This is a genomic window from Hyphomicrobium sp. ghe19 (assembly GCF_902712875.1).
In the GTDB taxonomy this organism is placed as follows: Bacteria; Pseudomonadota; Alphaproteobacteria; order Rhizobiales; family Hyphomicrobiaceae; genus Hyphomicrobium_B.
Window position 1 is genome coordinate 1,618,856 of record NZ_LR743509.1, and the last position, 17,782, is coordinate 1,636,637.

Annotated in this window: 15 protein-coding genes; 10 read left to right on the top strand and 5 right to left on the bottom strand. The window is 57.4% G+C overall.

The genetic code is table 11. The features are described from left to right. Nucleotides 1-280: 280 nt before the first annotated feature. The 9 genes from AACL53_RS07740 (at nt 281) to AACL53_RS07780 (ending at nt 11,580) form a co-directional block, all read left to right on the top strand. Nucleotides 281-583, top strand: coding sequence for a hypothetical protein (locus tag AACL53_RS07740; protein WP_339083913.1), 303 nt, complete (start codon nt 281-283; stop codon nt 581-583). A gap of 516 nt (nt 584-1,099) precedes the next feature. Further along, nucleotides 1,100-1,582, top strand: coding sequence for an inorganic phosphate transporter (locus AACL53_RS07745; protein WP_339083914.1), 483 nt, complete (start codon nt 1,100-1,102; stop codon nt 1,580-1,582). Nucleotides 1,583-1,769: 187 nt separating this feature from the next. Further along, nucleotides 1,770-3,563: a PQQ-dependent dehydrogenase, methanol/ethanol family gene (locus tag AACL53_RS07750; RefSeq protein ID WP_339083915.1), complete on the top strand. Its 1,794-nt coding sequence runs from the start codon at nt 1,770-1,772 to the stop codon at nt 3,561-3,563. Nucleotides 3,564-3,602: 39 nt separating this feature from the next. Then, nucleotides 3,603-4,100 (top strand): c-type cytochrome, encoded by a 498-nt coding sequence (locus AACL53_RS07755; protein ID WP_339083916.1) that lies wholly within the window; start codon nt 3,603-3,605, stop codon nt 4,098-4,100. Between the two features lie 469 nt (nt 4,101-4,569). Continuing rightward, the gene (locus AACL53_RS07760) at nt 4,570-5,520 is read left to right on the top strand and encodes a LysR family transcriptional regulator (RefSeq protein WP_339083917.1); all 951 of its coding nucleotides are present in this window, start codon (nt 4,570-4,572) and stop codon (nt 5,518-5,520) included. 206 nt (nt 5,521-5,726) lie between these two features. Further along, nucleotides 5,727-7,355: an APC family permease gene (locus AACL53_RS07765; protein WP_339083918.1), complete on the top strand. Its 1,629-nt coding sequence runs from the start codon at nt 5,727-5,729 to the stop codon at nt 7,353-7,355. A gap of 443 nt (nt 7,356-7,798) precedes the next feature. Beyond that, entirely contained in the window at nt 7,799-8,926 is a 1,128-nt protein-coding gene (locus tag AACL53_RS07770) for an agmatinase family protein (protein ID WP_339086910.1), read from the top strand. A gap of 11 nt (nt 8,927-8,937) precedes the next feature. Then, the gene (locus AACL53_RS07775; protein WP_339083919.1) at nt 8,938-9,564 is read left to right on the top strand and encodes a HupE/UreJ family protein; all 627 of its coding nucleotides are present in this window, start codon (nt 8,938-8,940) and stop codon (nt 9,562-9,564) included. A gap of 954 nt (nt 9,565-10,518) precedes the next feature. Further along, nucleotides 10,519-11,580, top strand: coding sequence for an aminotransferase class I/II-fold pyridoxal phosphate-dependent enzyme (locus AACL53_RS07780; RefSeq protein WP_339083920.1), 1,062 nt, complete (start codon nt 10,519-10,521; stop codon nt 11,578-11,580). A gap of 10 nt (nt 11,581-11,590) precedes the next feature. On the opposite strand, the gene AACL53_RS07785 is transcribed toward AACL53_RS07780, so the two are convergent. Both AACL53_RS07785 and AACL53_RS07790 read right to left on the bottom strand, forming a co-directional pair. After that, a complete protein-coding gene (locus AACL53_RS07785) occupies nt 11,591-13,096 on the bottom strand; it encodes a DHA2 family efflux MFS transporter permease subunit (protein WP_339083921.1) in 1,506 nt (501 codons plus the stop codon). A gap of 28 nt (nt 13,097-13,124) precedes the next feature. Next, nucleotides 13,125-14,006, bottom strand: coding sequence for an HlyD family secretion protein (locus tag AACL53_RS07790; protein WP_339083922.1), 882 nt, complete (start codon nt 14,004-14,006; stop codon nt 13,125-13,127). 399 nt (nt 14,007-14,405) lie between these two features. Between AACL53_RS07790 and AACL53_RS07795 the strand changes: the two genes are divergently transcribed. Beyond that, the gene (locus AACL53_RS07795; RefSeq protein WP_339083923.1) at nt 14,406-14,987 is read left to right on the top strand and encodes an N-acetyltransferase; all 582 of its coding nucleotides are present in this window, start codon (nt 14,406-14,408) and stop codon (nt 14,985-14,987) included. 24 nt (nt 14,988-15,011) lie between these two features. Here the strand turns inward: AACL53_RS07795 and AACL53_RS07800 are convergent, their stop codons facing one another. The 3 genes from AACL53_RS07800 to AACL53_RS07810 form a co-directional block, all read right to left on the bottom strand. Then, complete coding sequence (locus AACL53_RS07800) at nt 15,012-15,185, bottom strand: hypothetical protein (protein ID WP_339083924.1); 174 nt, start codon at nt 15,183-15,185, stop codon at nt 15,012-15,014. A gap of 124 nt (nt 15,186-15,309) precedes the next feature. Next, entirely contained in the window at nt 15,310-16,965 is a 1,656-nt protein-coding gene (locus AACL53_RS07805; RefSeq protein ID WP_339083925.1) for a L,D-transpeptidase family protein, read from the bottom strand. Between the two features lie 235 nt (nt 16,966-17,200). Beyond that, on the bottom strand, nt 17,201-17,575 hold the full coding sequence (locus AACL53_RS07810; RefSeq protein ID WP_339083926.1) for a hypothetical protein: 375 nt from the start codon (nt 17,573-17,575) through the stop codon (nt 17,201-17,203). Between the last annotated feature and the right edge of the window lie 207 nt (nt 17,576-17,782).

The window sequence follows — 17,782 nt, forward strand, 5'->3', positions numbered from 1 at the left end:
TGGTTCATTTGAGTTTTCGCTTTACGGTCAATGGGGCCTGAGCGGCGATCACGAATAGGAACGAGAATAGGAACGTCGGGATACGGATTGCTTTTAGTGAGGTTTTTTGCGGTTATGTGAAGCCGCACTCGTAAGGCGTTCCCAATGCTTGAGCTTTTCGCCCTGTCGGCTCCGACTGTGGAACGGCGCGGGGTGAGCCGCTCGAATCGGAATTCTGCCCATCCTCGTGCGCGTCTGTAGGAAATCTACGGGTGCTGGCGTCCCTATCAAATGGTGCGGAATGATTTGGCTCACCAAGACGTTTCCATTTGGCGCGCACTGGTCGGCTGATGAGGATCGTTTCGTAGCGATGATGATGTCTCTCGCTTCGAATGGGACTGACGACTACCGGAAGGTTTTGATGGTCACTCTGGATGGTGAGCCCTTCAAGACCGAGCACGTCTATCTTCTTCTGCCGGAAGCCTGCAAACACCTCTTCCCCGGCTACGAGAAAGCGACCGTCCCGGCAGCAGTGACAAGTTTACTGGTGGGTGACCAGATAGAATTCGAACGACTGTTTGCCCCAGCGGCGGCTCTTGATTGAGGCGCCACATGACGCCCACCGATATCATCGCGACATACGCCGCTGTCGTGGCGACGGGCGTACTGCTTTGGGATGTCTACAAGTGGAGCAGGCGTTCTGCTGTCTGGTCGTGTCATGACCGACGCCTTACTTGTCGGTCCCGGCTTCTCGGGTGGTGGCTAGCGTTGGATTTCTCTCAACGTCGACAATCGTGGTCATCTCACCTGCACCGTCACGCACTCATTCGTCGACGGCTACGCAAATTGGTTTCAGAGAATTCGCGGCCGTTCTGTCTTCCAAGGCATAATCAACACCAATGGCACGCAGGGAAACATCGTGCCCCATGTTCTGGAACCCGGCACATCGTTTGTCGGCCTAGCTTTGCAAACTTCAGAGATCGAAGAACATTCACGCGCTGAATTCCTTTAAATTGGCATTCACCACTCCGGCTCTGAAAAGCCACTTCGCGTTCGAGTGAAACCGATCAAGCATCGCGAGAACAAATCCTAGAAAAGACTTACCTGAAATTCGTCGCGCATGGGCTTCGCTCTGTCGCCGCGCGCTGCCGTCGTCATGGCGGTGATCATGAACATGGCCGGTGCAATGTCTGGCACGGCAGTGGCAGCAACGGTTGGCGTCGGCATTGTCGACCCGAGCGCCATCACACTTCACGCCATCACGGCAGCGATGCCTAGTATCATTGCCTCTGGTGCTTTCGCGGCTTGGGCTGGATTGCCGATCGGCAAGTCACACGCTCTTCTCGCAGGCTTGGCGGGGGCAGCATTTGCCGGAGGTGGGTGGGAAGCGCTTGAATGCCAATGCTGGTCGAAGGTGATTTTGGGCCTACGACTTTCTCTTTTGCTGGGTGGTCTGGTTTCCTTCTTGATCGGTGTGATGATCATTCGCTTCACCCGGAACGACCCTGCGCTGACCACGCGACACGCGCCGCCTAAACGCGCGACGGGTTGTCGGCTCTCGACCTCTTCCCCCTCCCAAGGGAGTGCACTTTTGGCGGCATAGACAGCGTCCTCGTCAGCGGGGAACGACACACCTGCTTTAGAAAGATGTTTGGCTTATTTTCAATTTTACGTTCCCTGCGAGTAATTAAATTTGCGTGCCGCGTGAACGCGCGCAAAGCCTGTTCGTTGACCTGCTGAAGCAACACGCCTAGCGTCGTGGTAGGGTGTTGATCGTTGATGAGGTTGTCATGACCATCACGTATCGAACTGCCCGGCTCACAGCTGCATTTTTCGGATTGATAACGTTTTTCGCTTCGGCTGTTATTGGATTTTCGACGAACGCGCGATCAGCCGATGATGGTCAATGGACACTGCCGGGTAAAAATTATGCTTCAACTCGCTACAGCGAGCTGACGGACATAACCTCCGACAATGCCAAGGGTCTGCATCCGGTGTGGACATTTTCTACTGGCGTTCTCGGCGGCCACCAAGGGCAGCCCCTTGTCGTCAACAACACGATGTACGTCGTGACCCCCTATCCCAACGTTCTCTACGCTTTCGATTTGACGAAAGACGGCTACCCGCTGAAGTGGAAATACCGTCCGGCAATCAGCTCAAATGCGCTTGGCGTTGCGTGCTGCGATTCCATCAATCGTGGAGCGTCGTTTGTGGACGGACGGATTATTTACAATTTGCTTGATGGACACACGGTCTGCATCGACGCGGAAACCGGCAAAGAGATTTGGAAGACGAAGATCGCCGATATGGGGCAAGGCGAAACAACGCCGATGGCTCCTCTTGTGATCAAAGATCGTGTCATCGTCGGTGCTTCGGGCGGGGAGTTCGGGATTTACGGGTGGCTCAAAGGACTAGACACAAAAACGGGAGAAATCGTCTGGACCGGGCACAACATGGGACCGGATTCCGACATGTTGGCGAAGCCGGGAACATTCAAGCCGCACTACGTCAAGGACGCAGAAAATATCGGCACCAAGAGCTGGGATGGTGACACTTGGCAAACGGGCGGTGGGCCCGTCTGGGGCTGGATTTCGTACGACCCCGAACTCGACCTGCTCTATTACGGGTCTGGCAATCCTTCCCCCTATAACGCCGAACAGCGATTGGGAGACAATAATTGGACCGCCAGCATAATCGCGCGCCGACCGTCCGACGGATCGCTGATCTGGGCCTATCAAGTCACACCACACGACGGCTGGGACTATGACGCAACTTCGGCGGTGGTTCTCGCCGACTTGGCTATTGAAGGTCAGCAGAGAAAGGTATTGGTCCAATTCAACAAGAACGGTTTTCAATATACGCTCGACCGTGCAACGGGAGAATTGCTGTCGGCAAAGCCGTACGTCGATGTGAATTGGGCGACAAGTGTCGACCTAGCGACAGGGCGTCCCGCGTTCGTTGCGGATAAGCAGACGGGGGCCTCGAAGGGCCTCGTTAAAAACGTGTGTCCGAGCCTTGAAGGCGGGGTCAGCCCTGCAGCTCCGCCTGCCTATTCGCCGAAGCTCGGGTTGTTCTTCACGTCGGTCAATAATCTCTGCATGGATTATGCAGCGACGCCGGCGGCGCGCTTCGCCGGCACGCCATTCATCGGCGGAAACACGCCCTACCATGTCGGGCCCGCAGGTAAGAACCTCGGCGGGTTCATTGCTTGGGATGCGGGGAGCGGCAAGCGGGTTTGGGAAACGAAAGAAGAGTTTCTTTCATGGAGCGGCGCGCTCGTGACAGCCGGTGACGTCGCTTTTTACGGGACGCTCGACGGTTGGTTCAAATCCGTAAACGCCAAGACGGGTGAAGTGCTGTCGAGGTTTAAAATCGGCTCGGGCATTGTCGGCAACCCGATCACTTATCGCGGCCCTGACGGTAAGCAATACGTCGCGGTTTATGCCGGTATCGGCGGAGACTTGGCTTTATTTGCCAATGATACCTCAGCTGATGCTACCGACGTGCGCCCGCCCGCCGACTTCATGCCGGACCTCGCACGCCATACGAGTCACGGCGGAATCGTTTGGATATTCGGTCTTTGACGCGGTGGTCGCGCGATGCGATTGAACCGGGAGAAAGCTATGAATAAGACAATCGCACCGGTCGTCGCTGCGGGGGCGATGGCTTTGTTCGCAATACAGATTGGTTTAGCGACGGCCGCTGACGAAAAAGCGCCCAAGGCTCAATCCGGCACGTCGGAAAACATCCCGCCGGCAATCCGATACGAATCTCATATTGCAGCCGGCGGGGCGCCGCCCGTGGGAGGAAAGCTCGTCAATCCTTTTTCCGGCAACAGTAAGGTTGCGGCGGCTGGCGAGCAGATGTTTTCGGCCATGAACTGTGACGGATGTCACGGTGGAGGAGCGACTGGTTTCGCCGCTCCTAGTCTCGCTGACGGGCGCTGGCGTTATGGCGGCGAAGAGGATGAACTTTTTCAGACGATCTATTTCGGCAGACCGAAAGGTATGCCTGCGTTTGGCGGACTGATGTCCGCTGACGACGTATGGACAGTCGTGACTTATCTCAAATCCCTTCCCGTTCCCGACGACGAGCCAACGGAATCCTGGGTTGGGAAATAATGCGAGAAATGATGCTTTGAAAGGCTGCTGCTCTAGAGCTACGACCTCAAAGCCGTGCGTTTAGCCACGACGCGCACGCTTCTTTGCTCGCAATTTCATCGGCTCCGCGTTCAGTTTTTCGTCTTCCAGCCTCGAGACCAAGACGCAACGGTTGCGCGGCGGCTTTGATGTTGTTACAAAAGTGAGGCGCTAGACGGCTAGCGTCACTCCCATACAATTCCCGGGGACGACCCCATCTCAACTTGGAGATGGCGGTGTTGCGCGTTTATGCATTGGCCGATTGGCTAGCCTCCTGCTTATCGCGGGAGCGAACGATGCCGGCTAGTTTGCGACGCTACGGCGTGGCCGATTTAAAATTCCGCATCCTTCGGGGGACCGAGCTGAACCGTCCCGTCATCGGACATTTTGTCGACGCGCCTTACGGATCCCTCTTGCACGAACGGGGACGGTGGTATCGCAGGAGGCCGGCATGACATTGCGTCAAAACTTTTGTCTAGATCTGGATTGGAATCTCCTCAAAATATTCTACGGCATCGTGGAAGCGAATGGCGTGTCATCCGCTGCAAACGTCTTATGGAGAAAGCAGTCCACGCTTAGCCTCGCCCTCCAAAGGCTTGAAAAGCAACTCGGCAAAACCCTGTGCCATCGCGGGCCTGCCGGTTTCGAGCTGACTGATGAGGGACGGATTCTGTACGACTGCGTGAGCGAAGTTTATGCGAAGTTTGACCGCATTCCGGACAGCTTCGATAATGCATCGAGCGACCTTCGGGGTCGACTTCGACTCTCTACCATTAGCAACTTCATCGACGCGAAATTTGATAAGCTTCTGGTCGCATACAGCACGTTATGTCCACTTGTTGAACTCCAGATCAAAGTGGCTCCATGGGAAACGGTGTCTTTGGCAGTGCTTCGAAACGAGGTTGATGTAGGTATCACTGCGGTTCATACGAAACACACAGAGCTGCGATACGAGTTTCTGACGCGTGAAGTGCATTTAGTGTATTGCGGGAAGCGCCATCACCTTTTCGGGACTTCGGTTGATTCCGTCGAGTCTTTGTCAGACGAGCCGTTGATTTTAACGGGGGCCGATGAGCCGGACGCTCTGGCCAATTATAGGTTGCGCCACGGGCTTGGGAAACGCATTGCAGCGTCAACGCCCAATCTGGAAGAGGCAAAGCGGCTCGCCGTTCTCGGATTGGGAGTTTGTCTGCTCCCTGAACGTATGGCTGCAGGAGACGTGAAAAAGGGAACTCTTCGTCCCCTGACTCCTAAATCGTTGGGCACCGGATGCGATATCTATGCGGTTTCAAACAAGCATGCGCCGAAGCGGCTTGTGACCGAAATCTTCATGGAAGAAGTGGGCCGGAAGCTCAAGCACGGCGCTCAAATCTTGTCCGAGCAAAAGGACGAGAATCCCTAGTTCAGCGTTACTTGCGAGCGATAGAATTCAGATTTGCCGGGCGCGTTCCTATCCGACCTTCCCGGACAAGCATCGGCCTACTCAATGCATAAAATAGTTTGAAGGGAGGTCACTAGGCCGCGTCCCTATGATCTCCTATTGCGGGTCTTTGCATCTTGTGCGTCGAGGTGCGGGTCCGTCAAAAAAAGAACATATAGGGAGACGGGATGTCGGAGATGGCATTAACGGCCGCACCGGAAGTGTCCGAATCTACGGGCACGATGCGCCGCACATTGAATTGGAAGCATGCGTTTTGGATTGCGTCCGGCACGCCGGTGCTGGTGCTGTTCTCTATCGGCGCCGTTGCATCCGCCGCGGGCAATATCTCGTCCGCTGTATGGATGCTGTCGATGCTCATCGGCTTTGTCCAGTGTTTTACTTATGCGGAAATCTCGGGCCTTTTTCCGAAAAAGTCCGGCGGAGCCTCCGTCTACGGTGCCATTGCCTGGGTTCCCTATGGCAAAATGCTAGGGCCAATTTCTGTTTGGGCAAACTGGTTCTCTTGGTCGCCCGTTCTCGCGATCGGTTCAGGACTTGCCGCAGGCTACGTCCTAAATCTGCTGTTTCCCGCTGATTCTGTAATCAGAACTTGGCAGATCACATTATTCGATCTGAACTTCATTAAAGACGGTGTCGTTGTCCGACTCAACGCGACTTTTTTTCTCGGTTTGGCGTTGATGCTCACAGTTTTCGCGATTCAACATCGCGGAATTTTAAAAGCGGCGCGTGTGCAGATGATTGTCGCCGTCGCTGTGCTGCTGCCGCTTTTGCTGATTGGGATCGTGCCGCTGATCACGGGTGACGTGCGTTCGGAAAACTTCACGCCCTTTGTGCCTCTTATCCAAAACGCCTCCGGACAGCCAGTAAATGGCGCCTGGGACATGGTTGGAATCACGACTTTGATGGCCTGTCTGTTGCTGGCAGCGTGGTCAACCTATCCATTCGAGACGGCGGTTTGCTATGTGAGCGAGTTTAAGAACCCGGGATACGATACTGTTCGGGCGCTGGTGTATTCTGGCCTGCTATGCATCGCGTTCTACACGCTCGTTCCCATCGCATTTCAAGGATATCTGGGCCTCAACGGTCTTCTCGACCCAGCAATTTACGATGGCACCGGTGTGGGCAAAGTGATGACCCAGATGATCGGTGCAGGACCCATCCTGGGCAATATCGTCATCGCAACGTTGACATTATCGATCTGTCTGGTGGTGATGACCGCGATGGCCGGCTCATCACGCACGCTCTATCAAGGTTCCCACGATGGTTGGCTGCCCAAGTATCTCTCGCGGGTCAATGGTCACGGTGCTCCAGTAGCGGCGATGTGGACGGACCTCGTGTTCAACGCTGCGCTTCTGTCGATATCGGATTACGTTTTTCTCATCGTCCTCGCTAACACGACCTATATGGTCTTCGTGTTCCTCAATCTGCAGGCCGGATGGCTTCATCGCATTGATCGCCCAAACCAAGAGCGGCCTTATCGTGCACCGGCTTGGCTGCTGGCCGTAGGCGCAGGCTGTGGCTTCCTCAATCTTCTCATCATGGGTTGGGGTGCGGACTTCTGGGGGCAGCGCGTTCTACTGACCAGTCTTGTTATCGTTGCTGGTATCATCCCCATTTTTGCCTACCGCCATTATGTGACCGACGGGGGGAGTTTCCCGCGTTGGATGCAAGATGACCTGGAGGAAAGAGGCAAGCCAATCGCTCGTCGCGCCGGCCTGTTGCCTTACATAACGTTACTTGCTGGCGGTTTGACGATCTACGCCGGACACCTACTGGCGGCTTACAATCAACCTTGACGATCAGTGAGTCAGAAATCGGTGAGGTGCCGCGGCTAAGAACCATGGCACCTCGCCATCCGATTTCGCGGATATTCGAGGAGCAAACTTCAGGGCGCCGCACGCCTCATTGCGCAGCAGTTGAATAATCGCAGTCATTTTTGAGAGCGGCAGAGGAGATTGCTCTGTCGGCAAGCCTACTCGCTCTAGAGCTGCGCAAGGTCTTTGCGATGTCGATGGATGCGCGTTTGCGGGAGTTCCATCCATTGAAATAAGCAATGCTTTCGATTGATATTTCGAGAGTGTTTATAATTTGCGATTTGCGGAATCCTTATCGTCACAACTTGTTTCGAAGGGAACACGAAATGACCGACGATAGGAAGAGTGGTGATGGCGGCGGCCACCACAAGCACAGACATCATCTACATGGGGTGAAACGCGAAGATACGCATGGCGCGAAGAGCATGGAGACGTTGTCTCGCATCTCCCAGATCAAGCAGGACGAAGAAGTGTCTCGATCACTTCAGTACGGGCTCGAGGCGGCCTCATCCGTCGTCGATCGCAACATCTCGTTGTTCAGCCGTGGCCATCAGCCGGCGTTCGCCGGCATCAATACCTTCATGAAGGCGCCGTACTGCGAAGACATCCGCAAGATCGGCGACTACCAGGCGGCTTTTGTCGGCGCGCCCTTCGACTCGGCGACGACCTACAGGCCCGGTACGCGCTTTGGGCCGCAAGCCGTTCGCCGGATCTCGGCGCTCTACGACGGCTACTGGTTCGATGGCGGTGTCGATATCTATGAGGAACTCGATCTCTGCGACGCCGGCGACATCTTCGTCATTCCGGGCAACATCGAGAAGACGTTCGACCAGGTGACGAAGGCCGTTTCGCACATTTACACGTCGGGCGTTTTCCCGATCATCTGCGGCGGCGATCACAGCTTGGGCTTCCCCAACGTGCGGGGCATTGCTCCGCATATCGACGGCAATGTCGGCATCATCCACATCGACCGGCACATCGATATCCAAGAGAAGGATATGGATGAGCGTATGCACACGACGCCTTGGTTCTGGACGACGAACGAGGGAACGCACACCTCGCATCGCGACCATAGCCACATGCACGATGTCGGTTTGCCCAACTGCCATCCGAAGAATCTCGTGCAGATCGGCATCGGCGGCTGGTACGGCAATCGTCCGGGAACGGCGGTTGCGAAGCGCCGCGGAACGAGCGTGCTGACGATGCACGACGTGCAGCATTTCGGCCCGAAGAAGGCCGCCGAAATTGCGCTCGAGATGGCCTGGGAAGGCTGCAAGGCGGTCTACCTGTCGTTCGATATCGACTCGATCGATCCGGGGTTTGCACCCGGCACCGGTTCGCCGGAGCCCGGCGGGCTGCTGCCGCGCGAAGCTTTCGAGATGATCCACACGATCGCAGCCGAAGGCTTATGCGGCATGGAAGTCGTCGAGGTGTCGCCGCCGTACGACGTCAACGACAACACCGCGCAGCTCGCCTGCCGGGTCGTGCTCGATGTGCTTGGAACTCTGGTGGCGAATGGCAAGCTCGGCCATCGCAGCAAAGTCATGAAATAGGAGGGCGTACGATGAGACATTCACGCGTGCAAAACGTTCTAAAGGCCATCGGCGCGGGCTCGATCCTGATGGTGGTTGCGGCCGCTCCAGCCTCGGCTCACGTCGGGCTCGGTGCGGTCCACACGTTCAGTCAGGGCTTTCTGCATCCGATGAGCGGCATCGACCATATCATCGCAATGGTGGCGGTCGGCCTTTATGCAGCGAAGCTTGGCGGACGGGCGCTTTGGCTCGTACCATTGGCATTTGTCGGCACAATGATCTTCGGCGGCGTGTTGGGTTACTATGGGTGGCCGCTGCCCATGGTCGAGGCTGGCATCGGCCTTTCAGTTGTCGTCATGAGCATGGCAATCGCTCTTGGTGTGCGCCTGCCAACCGTTGCGGCGATGACGCTTGTCGGAACCTTTGCACTTTTCCACGGGCACGCGCACGGCAATGAAGGTGCAGGCCTCGCCATTGCATTCTTGCCGTACGCAGTTGGCTTTGTCGTCGCGACGGCCCTGCTTCACGCTTCTGGACTCGCTCTCGGGGCCAGCTTCAATCGCCTCGGCGCAGCGCAATCGAGCCTTTTGAATAAGATTGCGGGCAGCTTCGGGACGATTGCTGGAATATCCCTATTAATGGGGCTTCTGGCAGCCTAGTGTTTGTAGTTGTCGCGGGCGCGGAATTAAATTGCGTCTGCAGATGTCACCGCTTCCTGATGCGGCAATTGTCGATACGAGGCAACAACCAACGTTTGAGTGAGCCTCGACAAGTCTTCGGTTGCTCAAGAAGTCGTTTGTGCAACGAGTGATGTGCGCGAACTGGGCTGGGAGCCGACGCTCCCAGCCATTTTCAAGCGGCTTTCTTCCGAGCAACCGGCAAGCGCGCGGCCGTTCGCGGAAGTGTTTCCGGAACTCGCCGCCAGCGCGCTCGCGGCGCCGATAAAAAATAATCGAGAGAGCGTCCGCCCGTGATCGCCGCGCCGGCGCGTTCACGGATCTCGCTCATTGTTCGAGACCGATCTTCACGTCAGCGAGGGGGGCGAGAGCGAAACGGGTCACGATCCCCTAGCCGAACTTCACGGGGAAGCGCTGAACCCGCAGTTTTTCGTCCTCGAAGAAACTCACGGTACTCATCGGCAAAGATCGATCGTTCGGATAGGATCGGCCGTGTTCGCTCGGATTCCTCCTCACCCGGCGAAGCGGGTAGGCCATTCAGCTAGTTCAACTGGCGACACTGAATTGGCCCGCAAGGAGGGGCACCGTCGCTTGTCCGGGCCGTTGTATATTTATGATAGCTGCGCGATCTCGAGCGACGCCCTCCGCCCACAATGGGGAATGAGCCATGCATCGAGATCGATCCTCGGACGGATTAACGCAGGTGCGCATCCTTTCTTGCAGGATGGAAAGGTCAAGCCCATGGCATCGAATACCACTCGCGCCTTGAGACCCGCCTTTGGTTTCCAAAAAGCTCAAAGGTTCGGCTATCGAGAGGCCGCTGCATTTTCCGAGTCGTCACGATCTCGGTCGATCCGGCAATATAAAATGTTGGCGCAGTCCTGGGGGATAGAAAATCCTTTCTTCAAGATTCAGGAAAGCCGTTCGAAGAGGTTGGTGACCATTGAGGGACGACAGCTCGTAAACTTCGGGTGGTGCGATTATCTCGGCCTGAGTAATCATCCCGAAGTTCTGTCGGCGGCGCGAAGTGCCATCGACGCGTTTGGTTCCTGTATATCGGCAAGCCGCATGATCTCGGGAAGCCTGGACATGCATCAGCAGCTCGAAGCGGAGCTTGCGGAGTTTTTCGGCTTCGAAAATTCGCTGATGTTTGTGAGCGGGCACGCCGCCAACGTGTCAACAATCGCCACGCTTGTGAGCAAGGGTGACCTCGTTATTCATGATGAGTTCGTGCACAACAGTGCCATCGTCGGCGCACGGCTATCCGGCGCTGAAATAAAGACTTTCAAGCACAACAATTTGGAATCGCTTGTTCGGCTACTTCTCCGAAATCGCGACAGCTTCAGAAACGTATTGATTATCATCGAGGGGCTTTATTCGACCGAGGGCGATTGTGTCGATCTTTCCAGCCTCATCGAGATCAAAGAGAAGTTCGGCTGTTGGTTGATGGTCGATGATGCCCACGGCGTCGGGGTTCTGGGCGAAAGCGGCCGGGGCGTCGCGGAATATACCGGAGTTGATGCAAGGAAAATCGACGTTTTCATGGGCACTCTGAGCAAGTCCCTCGCGTCCTGCGGCGGGTTTATTGCTGGCAATGCGGAACTGATCGAAATTCTCAAATATTCGTCACCGGCTTTCGTCTATTCGGTGAGCCTTCCCCCCGCAATGACCGCCGCGGCACTCGCAAGCCTGCGCATTCTCAAAAGTGAGCGGGAGCGTGTTCAGCGCCTCCATGATAATTGCCAGCTGTTTTTCAGAGACTGCCGCGCGCGCGGGTTCGATACGGGGACGAGCATCGGGGTTGGAATGGTCCCCATCATTGTCGGATCAGTGAAGAATACAGGCAAGCTTCTGGAGCGCATGTATGAGCAGGGCTTCAACCCGTCACCGATCATCTATCCCGGCGTGCGGATCAACGCGGGCCGGTTGAGATTTTTCATTTCGTCGGAACACTCCGTCGATGAACTTCAATCCTGCGCGGAAGCATTGAGCCGATAATCAGCCGCGCTCATTTCCCTTCCACGGCGTAGGGCGAGCCGGCGCCGGTGTCCTTCAGCAGAAGCACGAACGGGATCAGAATGAGGAAGCTCAGCGTGATGAAGCCAAAGGCTTCAACGAACCCGATCATCATCGACTGACGCATGAGCTCAGCGCCGAGCATTTGCTGTGCAAGCGGGCTGGACGGCGCGACGCCGGTCGCTTCGAGCCAGGTGCGCATTGCGGGATTGTAGGGGTCCATCGCGCCGCCGAGCGATTGCCAGTTCTGGTGCGCCGTGCGGGTCAAAATCGTTGCGGCGATCGCGATGCCGACGGAGCCCCCGATGGTTCGTGCGATGTTGAAGATGCTTGCGGCTTGATCCGAGGCGCTCTTCGGCAAGGTCTGATAGGCGAGCGTCGAAAGGGGCACAAATATCATGCCCATGCCGATGCCTTGAACGATGGTCGGCGCGATGATCCAGAATTTGTCGATGTCGAGATTATACGTCGTCGTCGTGACGTACGTGCCGCCGGCAGACAACACGAGGCCGAGGAATACGAGCCAGCGTGAATCGATATGCGAGATCAGCGCGGCGACGATGATCATTCCCGACATCACGGCGATGCCGCGCGGAGCCATCACGAGCCCTGCCGTGCTCGCGGGATAGCCGAGAAGGTGCTCCAGAAAGAGCGGCTGCAGCGCGATGGTGCTCAGCATTCCGACGCCGAACGCCATGATGAGAAACGTCGATGTGGCGAGGTTTCGATCCTTCAGCAGGCTGAGCTGGAGGACCGCGTCCGGCCGATTGAAGCTTCTGTAGACGAAGGTCGTGATGCAAACGATCGATATGAGAGCCAAGATGACGATCAGGTTCGATTGCAGCCAGTCTTCGACGTTGCCGCGATCAAGCAGCATCTGAAGGCTGCCGATACCGATCGCCAAAAGGGCGGCGCCCAACCAATCGATAGGTATGCGGATCGGCTTCGTCGGTCTGAGGTAGGCGACGAGAAGCGCGAGGTTGACGATCCCGATCGGCAGATTGATGTAGAATACCCACGGCCAGCCCAGATGATCGGTGATGAACCCGCCGACCGTCGGACCCATGATGGGCCCGAGAAGTACGCCGATCCCCCAAACGGCCATCGCCTTGCCGCGGCTTTGCGCATCGAAGCTGTCGACCATCGTTGCTTGGGACAGGGGAATGACGCTCGCACCGAAGGCACCCTGGAGGAGGCGGAACAACACCATCTGAAAGAGCGTGCGGGCCTGGCCGCAGAGCATCGACGCGACGACGAAGCCCGCGACGCTGATGATGAGAACGCGCTTTCTCCCGAACCGTTCGGCCAGAAAGCCGCTCATCGGGATGACGATCGCTTCGGCGACGATGTAGGACGTCAATACCCACGTGATCTGATCGGGTGTGGCACCGAGAGCGCCCATCAATTCGGGCAACGCGACATTCACCACGGTCATGTCGAGTATGACCATGAGAACGGCAAGAAGAACGGCGAGCGAAGTCAGGAGCCTGTCTGTCATCGGCAGGCTTGCCGGATCCACTACTTGATCACTTGCCGCCACTGTCACTTTCTCCGGCAGTGTCGACCGTCACGGATGCCGAAGCGCCGACGCCGATCGGGGGATCGTCCGGACGAAGCGTCAGTCCGATGCGCACGGGGAACCGCTGGACGACTTTTACCCAGCTGCCTGTGGCGTTCTCGGACGGCATCAGTGAGAACGCGGCATTGCTGGCCCGGCTGATGGCCTCGACCTTGCCGGTGAACTTCAGTGACGGGAACGCGTCAACGGTGATATTGGCGGTTTGGCCCACCTTGATGCGGGCAAGATCAGTTTCCTTGAAATTCGCATCGACCCACCAATGCGCCGTATCGACGAGCGGGAAGAGGGGCATGCCGGCTTTGGCGAGTTCGCCCGGTTGCGTGCGGACCTTGCCGACGGTTCCGTCGACGGGGGCTTTGATGGTGGCATGATCGAGATCGAGACGGGCCTGATCGACGGCCAATTGCGCTTGCTCGACGTTCGCCTTCGCGGCGACTGCCTGTGGGCCGGTTCCGGTCGGCTGCTGTTGCGCGACGGTGAGGCGCGACTGTGCCAGTTTTAGCGCCGACTCGTAGGGTGCGGGGTCCAGCTGAACCAGAACGTCGCCGGATTTCACGGACGCAAAGGGTTCGACTTTGACCTCTGTCACGAGCCCGCTGACGAGCGGAGTTATCTGGACGATGTTGGCCTGGACCTGCGCATTATCCGTCGAGGGATAAAGTGTCGAATGTTGCCAGTAGAAATATCCGGCGACGATCAGACCAATGAGGGCGAGTGTACCGATGACGGAAAGCGCACGCTTGGAAAGAAGCGGCTCACGTGCGGATGCCGGGGCGCTGTTCTGGACAGCACTGGTCAACGGCTTCTTCTCTTGCAATCGATCCTGCATGGATTTTTTCCGCTTATTCGTAGGCTGCAACTTCCATGACCCCTTAAGGTTGCCATCAAGGCTGGACGGAACGAACGGCTGCAGGCTCTATACTTGCAGCCTGCCGTGCGGGCGACTGAAATATCACGATGACATCACCCGCCCGATAGCAATTCTCACCGATGGCTTACCGGCTGAACTCCCAGTCCGGAATGCGGCGCATGCGCAGCGTAAACTCCGGGTTTTCCGCTACTGGATCAATAAATGCGGTGTGCTTCACATTTCGGCGCTTTGGCATGGGGCAGAATTGGGCGCTTGTTAACTCCTTCTGCCGAATTCTTCTTGGAGAAGTATCCGGATAGCTAGGTGGTGGTCGTGCCCGAGCGATTACAGAAAGCCGAAGCCTCTTACTCGAGATTGATGGCGCAGCAGGCTAAATCGGACTTCGATCCGATGGAGGCGGAGACGCTCTTGCGGGCGCGGGTACTCGATCATCCCATCGTTCCGCTGACGACGAAAAGCGGTCGCGTGTTCTTCCTGCGACGGGCTCTGACGGACGCCGGGATGTCGTATCGCATTTTCCGCACGGAACTGTCGGCTGTGATCGGCGAGGAGGCCGTTGGATTTTGCGAGGTGGGCCGCATGGTCAACGGTATCGCGGTCATCACAAAAGCCGAGGTGCAGAAATCATTTCAGCGGAAGGGTATAGCGACTGCCGTTTATGACTTGATTTCGGCCGACATGATCCAAGCCGGAGGGCTGCTGTGGCCGGTGTCGCCGCGGCAAATGTCAGACGCTGAGTTCAAGGTCTGGTGGCGCCGGTCGCCGGTGCTGGTTTTTTATTATCCGCACAGACACCGGCTTGGTCTCAGGCCACGCTTCGAATTCGAGGAGCTGTTCGACGGCGCCACGCCCAGGCGCGCCGTCAGGGAGACGGTGCGCACCTATTTCCACGCGCTCGTTTCCCGGTTCAAGTGGGTGTGCGGTCTGCCGCTTGACTGAGCTTCGGGGCCGGATCGCGGCGCTTCAGGGTCCGGCGTTTGCGAGAAAGCGCTCGGCGACGCTCAGGGCTTCCCGAACTTTGCTCGAGATGACGCAGCGGCGCTGAAGCTCGCTGTCGGCGTATTTCAGCGCGTCGCGCAATTGCTCGATCACTCCGAGTGTCGAGATGTCGCTTGCAAGGCGTGGTTGCGCATTCATGACGGATCCTCCGAATTCGATTGTTCGGAAGCAATAACGTCCTCGCGGCATTTTCAAGGAAGCCAGGGCTTCCTGCGCATCTTTCGTTGCTGAAAAAGCGGCGGGGAGGGGGCCTCCCCGCGCATCACCACCAGCCGAAGAAAGACTTCTGCCGTGGATATGCCCGCCGTCCGTAACGGTCGTAGCCGTAATAGTAATCGTCGGAGCTATCGCGATAGAAGTTGTCGGACGGGAAGAACTGCTTCGGCCGCTTTTTGATGCCGCCTTGAGGTTCGGTGCTAACAAGTACGATGAAGTCCGTCGCCTTGTTCGTTTCTTTGCTCATCGGCTCATCGGAAATAATAAGCGATGAGCCGGGCCAGGCGACCTCGGAAAAGCGCGCGATGACTTCCGGCGAAATTGTGACCCGGTCCAGCGCGGCGGCGGCTTTGGCAAGGTCGGTCTGGGGCGTGTTGTTGACGGCATCGCTCGTCTGCTGGAGGCGGTCGTCGTCGTTGTAGGCGTAATCGGCTTCCTTGTGCTCCAACGTCACCGCGTGCCAGCGCAGATCCTTGCCGTCGTTCGTATATTCGACGGCGGTATAGATGTGCGTGCCGATCGGCCGATCGGGCTCGCTGATTGTGACAGGGGCTTCGAATACGGGCTCGTAGCCTTGGCGCACATAGAGCCGTTGCGTCTTGAGGCTGATGAATATCGAAACCGGTTGCGTCTTGTGCTTGGCGTCGTCTGCGGCAGCGACCGCGATGGCTCTTGCGGCTTCAGAGGGCGCGGCTTGTTTCTCGGCCGCCTGAAATTCGTCTTCGGCCGCTTTCAAATTGGCTGCCGCGACAGCCAATTTGGCCGCGGCTTCTTCGGCGGCTTTCGTCGCTTTCGCCTTCGTGTCTTCCCAATTCTTGGTGGCTTTGGGGGACTTTGCGGCCGCCAGTCCTTTGTCAGCCTTTGCAACTCGATCGTCGGCGGACTTTTTTGCGGCTTCGGCTTTGCGGACAATCTTGGCGGCTTTGTCGCGAGGTTCTTTCTTTTCGTCGACGATCTGCTTCATCTCGTCGGCCTGGGCATTTGCGGCATCGGCTTCAATCCGCTTGCCGGCTGCAATAGCTTTCAGGGCTTCGAGTTGGGCTTTGCGCGCCGGCCAACGCTTCACGTCGGGTTCAAACGGGCTCGCGCTATCGTCGCTGTCCTGGTCATAGTACGACATCGGGATCGCGACAGCAGACTCGATGGCAGGCGGCGGCGTGGGCTTCAGCAACATCGGGTGGGAAATCTCGACAGGCGCGACGTCGTCGTAGGCAACGATCACGCGCATGCCGATCTTGGTCAGCGGAAAGAGGCGCTGGGCGAAGCCGTCCGGCATCCGGACGCATCCATGCGATGCCGGGTAGCCCGGAAGAGCGCCTGCGTGAAGCGCTACGCCTGACCACGTGATGCGTTGCATGAAGTGCATCGACGCGTCATCGTAGACGTTCGAATAGTGCTCCTCTTCTTTTTGAAGAACGCTGTAGGTGCCGACCGGGGTCTCGTAGCCCGTTCGCCCGCTTGAAACCGGCGCGCGCATGACCCCGCCCGCAGCGTCGTAAATGCTGACCCGCTGATCCTTGAGGGACACGATCGCCATCATTGGCTGGCCGGTCAAAGTATCCTGCGATACGTCGTCGATATTGCGCGATCGGCGGCTTGCGGCTTCGGCGCTATCGATCGTCGAACTCGATGCCAGTGCAATCAGCGCCATCATGGCAAGGCCCGTCAGGGGGCGCTGTCGCTCGGAGAGCAGGCGGTACATTTTACAGACCTTGAGTATGCTGGCGGGCGGAAATGAGAGAGTGCAGCGTAGTCTGAAGATGGTTGAGCATTGATTAGCGCATGCTCCACGATTGATGTCATCGTGGACGTTTCGTTTCAATAGCCCTCCGTATTGCTCGGATCACCGGGCTCGCGCATAAAAATCAAGCAAAGACCCTCAACAAGCGTTGAGTGTTGAGGGCCTATCGTGATGACTTGATTACGAGTTTCGGTCGTCAGTCGCCGCAGATCCAGCGCCGATGCGAACGGCTCCACCAGCAGCTTCCATCGTAATCGTCGTCATAGCCGTCATCATAGTAATAGTAGGGGTAACCGGCAAAGAAGAAGCGGTTATGGTGATGCCGGTGACGGTCGGCGATGTGTCGATGGCTGGAAGGGCCCGCGAAGCGTGGTCCGCCCATCATGTGACCGGCGTGCATGCCTCCAAAGCCCCCATGCATTCCGCCCCCGCCGGAGCGGACCGGTATCTCCAGGCGGCTCGTCGAACGGGAAAAGCCGCCTGGGTTGATCGGCGCAGCTGCCGCGCCATAGGCTGCCACCGAGAGCGCAAGCGCTCCGCCGGCAAATAGAGAAAGCAGCTTTTTAGACATGGTGCTCTCCTTGGTGTGCAAAGGCATTCGGCCTGAATGCCGTACATGGACGGGGAATGCGGGCTCGATCAGGGTCGTGACCTGAGGCGTCACGAGGGGTCGCGTCGCATTTGCGTACCGGAAGAACGGGACATCATCGCCGTTAACCCTATTTTAACCGAGCGGGCATTGCGCGATGTGTTCCCCCGGGAACAGCGCGAGCGGTGC

What these genes read in the sequence shown, in the direction of transcription:
- AACL53_RS07805 (WP_339083925.1), bottom strand. Translation starts at nt 16,965, where the DNA reads ATGTACCGCCTGCTCTCCGAGCGACAGCGCCCCCTGACGGGCCTTGCC.
- AACL53_RS07750 (WP_339083915.1), top strand. Translation starts at nt 1,770, where the DNA reads ATGACCATCACGTATCGAACTGCCCGGCTCACAGCTGCATTTTTCGGA.
- AACL53_RS07740 (WP_339083913.1), top strand. Translation starts at nt 281, where the DNA reads ATGATTTGGCTCACCAAGACGTTTCCATTTGGCGCGCACTGGTCGGCT.
- AACL53_RS07795 (WP_339083923.1), top strand. Translation starts at nt 14,406, where the DNA reads ATGGCGCAGCAGGCTAAATCGGACTTCGATCCGATGGAGGCGGAGACG.
- AACL53_RS07790 (WP_339083922.1), bottom strand. Translation starts at nt 14,006, where the DNA reads ATGCAGGATCGATTGCAAGAGAAGAAGCCGTTGACCAGTGCTGTCCAG.
- AACL53_RS07775 (WP_339083919.1), top strand. Translation starts at nt 8,938, where the DNA reads ATGAGACATTCACGCGTGCAAAACGTTCTAAAGGCCATCGGCGCGGGC.
- AACL53_RS07770 (WP_339086910.1), top strand. Translation starts at nt 7,799, where the DNA reads ATGGAGACGTTGTCTCGCATCTCCCAGATCAAGCAGGACGAAGAAGTG.
- AACL53_RS07760 (WP_339083917.1), top strand. Translation starts at nt 4,570, where the DNA reads ATGACATTGCGTCAAAACTTTTGTCTAGATCTGGATTGGAATCTCCTC.
- AACL53_RS07800 (WP_339083924.1), bottom strand. Translation starts at nt 15,185, where the DNA reads ATGAATGCGCAACCACGCCTTGCAAGCGACATCTCGACACTCGGAGTG.
- AACL53_RS07765 (WP_339083918.1), top strand. Translation starts at nt 5,727, where the DNA reads ATGTCGGAGATGGCATTAACGGCCGCACCGGAAGTGTCCGAATCTACG.
- AACL53_RS07755 (WP_339083916.1), top strand. Translation starts at nt 3,603, where the DNA reads ATGAATAAGACAATCGCACCGGTCGTCGCTGCGGGGGCGATGGCTTTG.
- AACL53_RS07745 (WP_339083914.1), top strand. Translation starts at nt 1,100, where the DNA reads ATGGGCTTCGCTCTGTCGCCGCGCGCTGCCGTCGTCATGGCGGTGATC.
- AACL53_RS07785 (WP_339083921.1), bottom strand. Translation starts at nt 13,096, where the DNA reads ATGACAGACAGGCTCCTGACTTCGCTCGCCGTTCTTCTTGCCGTTCTC.
- AACL53_RS07810 (WP_339083926.1), bottom strand. Translation starts at nt 17,575, where the DNA reads ATGTCTAAAAAGCTGCTTTCTCTATTTGCCGGCGGAGCGCTTGCGCTC.